We start from the raw sequence: 3,611 nt of genomic DNA, 5'->3' as shown, positions 1-3,611 counted from the left end.
TAGACCTGGGCGTAAATTTGAACGAAAACATAAAGTTGCCAAAAGGGAGCATCATATGAATTTAAAACCTTGCCGTTAACTTTATGACATTGAGGCAGAGCTCCCCGAAAACACGGTGAAAAAAGCCGTTGATGCATTAAAGCGTATTTCTGCCGTCAAGTGCGATACGCCTTTAGGCGGGCTTTTCCAAAACGCGGAACTGCCGGTTGACGCCACCTGTTCCATGCGATTCAGTGCAGATTTGTTCAAATCATCGGGGAAAGGCCTTTCCCCGGCACAGTGCCGGGCCAGTGCCGTTATGGAATATGTGGAACGGTATTCCTGGCTTCACTTTAATTACAGGAAAGCCAAAGGGTTTATCCAGGCAAGCTATAATGACCTGAAAAACACTCATCCCACGATTCATCCAGACTATTTCATCTGCAATCTGATTCACCCAAAGGATCCCGAATACCTGACCGCAAGAATATCCTCCCTTCCCATGAAATGGATAAACGCGGTTTCAATGAAAAACGGTACCCCATTTTTATATCCCCTTAACTGGCACAACTATGTCCTAGGCTCCAATGGCCTGGCAGCGGGCAATAACCGGCATAAGGCCATGCTGCAAGCCCTTTGCGCGGTTGTGGAAAGGGAAAATATCTATCGCTTTTTTGGGGAGGCCCGTCCGGCGCCGGTCCTTGATCCTTCCAGCGTCAGCCATCCGGGCAGCCTGCGTCTCATGGCACAGGCAAACAAGGCCGGGATTGAACTGATCACAAGATATATCGGATTTGACTTTGGCATTCCCACTTTTATTGTCCGGGGGGTATTTCGGGCCCATCCGGAATCATTGTGGTACAAAGGGGTAGGCCAAGGCACCCATCCGGATCCCGAAAAAGCATTGATCAGAGCCTTGACCGAATATTTTGAAGGCATGAGCCAGACCCGGGATATGGAAAAAAAACTGTTGGAAAACCCCGGAACCCATCATGCCGCAGAAAAAAAATTAAACTGGCAACAATTCCTTGCAAATCATTCCAGACCAATGCATGGCGGCTTCATAGCAAATTACAGGCCTGATATGATGACCCGGGCCGCAGGCGCTGTCTCCATGAAAGATATTGCAAACCTGTCCCATGGTGATATCCGGGTGGAGCTTAACAGACTTGCAGATATCCTGGCAGGACACGGTCATGATATATACGTTGTGGATAAAACCCATCCGGAAATCGTTCATCGGAATCCGATATTTTTTCCCGGAGACTCATATGAGGACGCGCAATGTTATAAAAAGCTTAAAAAAAATGATCTACTTTTCGAGATTCTCCTTTTTTTTTGCTGAAGCTGAGAGTTTTACGCCCAAAGGGTGCTAAGGACTGCCGGATCGTAAGGTTCAACCTTTCCAGAAAGCTGGTGCCTATATTGAATCCCAATTTAGCAAGCCGCTTTGCTCCGCATCTGATGCTATGACTGATACCGACCAGTCGGCCTTTTTTCTTTTCTTTTTTTAGTGCCTTACTCCTGGGCTTCTGTCACAAAAAACAAAAAATTGTTAAACTCCTTTCTTCTTGTTTCTAGTTTCCAGTCTCTAGTTTCTGCGGCTCTGCCGCCTTAGTTTAAATATCCGAACATCGTTAATAAATCCAATGATGTCCTTGGCAAAAAAGAATCCAGTTTCTCAAATTCTTTATTTTTGATTAGTTCCCGGACTTTTGATGCACTAATAGGACCAAATTCGTTTTCCAACCTTTCAATTTCGATAACCGAAATTCCTTTTGGCGGTAAAGTTTTTTTCATTATCTCGCTGTGGGTTCGTGTTGTTTGACAGAATGGTTCATTGCCAATAAATCGACTTGCAAGATTTAAGGCCGGCGCAATATAATCAATGAACAGTTCAAAATCATAATCAACATCCATAGCGGGATTAAATATCTCTTCTTTGCTGAAATAATCAGGAAAAGTAAATGATGAAACTAAAAACTTGCCAGATGGAACAAGTTCAACATTGGTTATTTCTTTTAATCCTTCTTTTATCATTTGAAAGCGTTGTTTGAATGAAAAGTAGCTTTTGTCTTCTTCCAGAACAAAAACATATAAGGTATCAACCATTTTTGCTGCTGTAGATACAAGATATTTATGGCCTAATGTGAATGGATTGCAATTCATTGCGGCGATGCCATTATTGCCTGGTTTGTATTTAGATTTTAACGATTTGATATAGTCAGGAAATCCATCATCAACATATCGAATTGCCGCCCTATATCTGCAATGATCAATCTTTTGAAAAATATTTTTTTCTTTTTCAGAAAATGAATCCTTTGTTATACCTGTTGCTAAATTCTCTTTAACTGCCTTAGCAAGGAATTTTGCAACAATCTTATTTCCTGCCGGAGTCAAATGACGAGAATCATAAAACACATCACCATAGTTATGCGGACGTATAAATATCTCTGCCAAGTCTAAAAAATCAACTTCGTTTTTTATTTTAATTTTTTCTCCTTCAGAAAGAGGACTTAACCCATATAAAATAACCATATCTCCTTTGGATATTTCAGTGTCCAATATCGCAAAAGCCGAATTCATGGAGTCAGCAGCAAGTACCCCTCGATTATAGACATGGATGTTTGGGTCATTAATTTCTTTTTCCAATAATGCCGTTAAGGTGCTCTCTTGTCTGCAATATATTGAATATACGTGAGATGATCCAAATACATAAATAGAATTTGCGTTCTCGTTCAGCGCCTTTCTGGGGTTTTGACGATATCCATTGATGACCCGAACAAATTTATTTTCACAGTCTTCATTTACCATATAATTTTTTCTAAGTTTATTAGGGGTAACTATTTTAAATCTTGGTTGTTTAACATTGCGCATCAATTTTTCTTTAGCACCCGTATCAATAAGACCAAGGTTGTAAAGTAGTAGTAGTATTCTATTATTCCATCTTATAGACCGAATCTGTTTTTCATTTTTCGATAAATTAAAAAATGGGAATATCGGTCTGTTAACAAATAATATACTTCCTCCATTATCTTCAACATACCTCTTTGCTGCTTTTAATACAGGGATGTAGTAATTAATAATGGATTCTTTTTTTATTTCTTCTTCTATCAGTGATTGCAAGCTATTTTTTAAATCTCTATATTTTATTAAAAAATATGTACGTTTGCCTAAATCATAAATTCTTCTTAGTACCACTTGTTTCCTAATTATTTTCTAAAGTAAATAGAGTAAAAACCATAACACAATCAATCTTAATGAGTTCGTGAATCTTTTTACTACACTTGCCTATAAAAAAAAAATAAAAACTTATGCGATCTAAATGCCCTTAGCACGCTTAAATTTGATGATCTAATTTTTATTTTTATAACGGCCATGACATAGCGGACACAACAAACAATGAAAGATGTAAGTATTGACAAAAGGCAGGAATATGAGTCAAAATAATGAAATCCTAAGTTGCATTACACATCATTGCGATCAAAGCGGAATACATTTAAAATGACACAGATTTTTTCAGACCCTGACAATACCCAATGTCATAAAGTTAACAGATAGTAAAAATATATTGTAAATACAGAGTATTATGATATATTAATGGTATTAACACCAACTCAAAATTTTTCTTA

The 3,611-nt window shown here is 38.4% G+C and carries 2 protein-coding genes; one reads left to right on the top strand and one right to left on the bottom strand.

Translation table 11 applies throughout. The features are described from left to right. Window positions 1–115 precede the first annotated feature (115 nt). Window positions 116–1,324, top strand: coding sequence for a YcaO-like family protein (locus Q366_RS18975; protein WP_035242323.1), 1,209 nt, complete (start codon window positions 116–118; stop codon window positions 1,322–1,324). A gap of 269 nt (window positions 1,325–1,593) precedes the next feature. On the opposite strand, the gene Q366_RS20580 is transcribed toward Q366_RS18975, so the two are convergent. Continuing rightward, entirely contained in the window at window positions 1,594–3,180 is a 1,587-nt protein-coding gene (locus Q366_RS20580) for an adenylyltransferase/cytidyltransferase family protein (RefSeq protein ID WP_156968243.1), read from the bottom strand. Window positions 3,181–3,611: the final 431 nt, after the last annotated feature.

The organism is Desulfobacter vibrioformis DSM 8776 (genome assembly GCF_000745975.1).
GTDB lineage: Bacteria > Desulfobacterota > Desulfobacteria > Desulfobacterales > Desulfobacteraceae > Desulfobacter > Desulfobacter vibrioformis.
The sequence above is the reverse complement of the archived record's forward strand: the minus strand, read 5'-3'. Positions and strand labels throughout refer to the sequence as shown.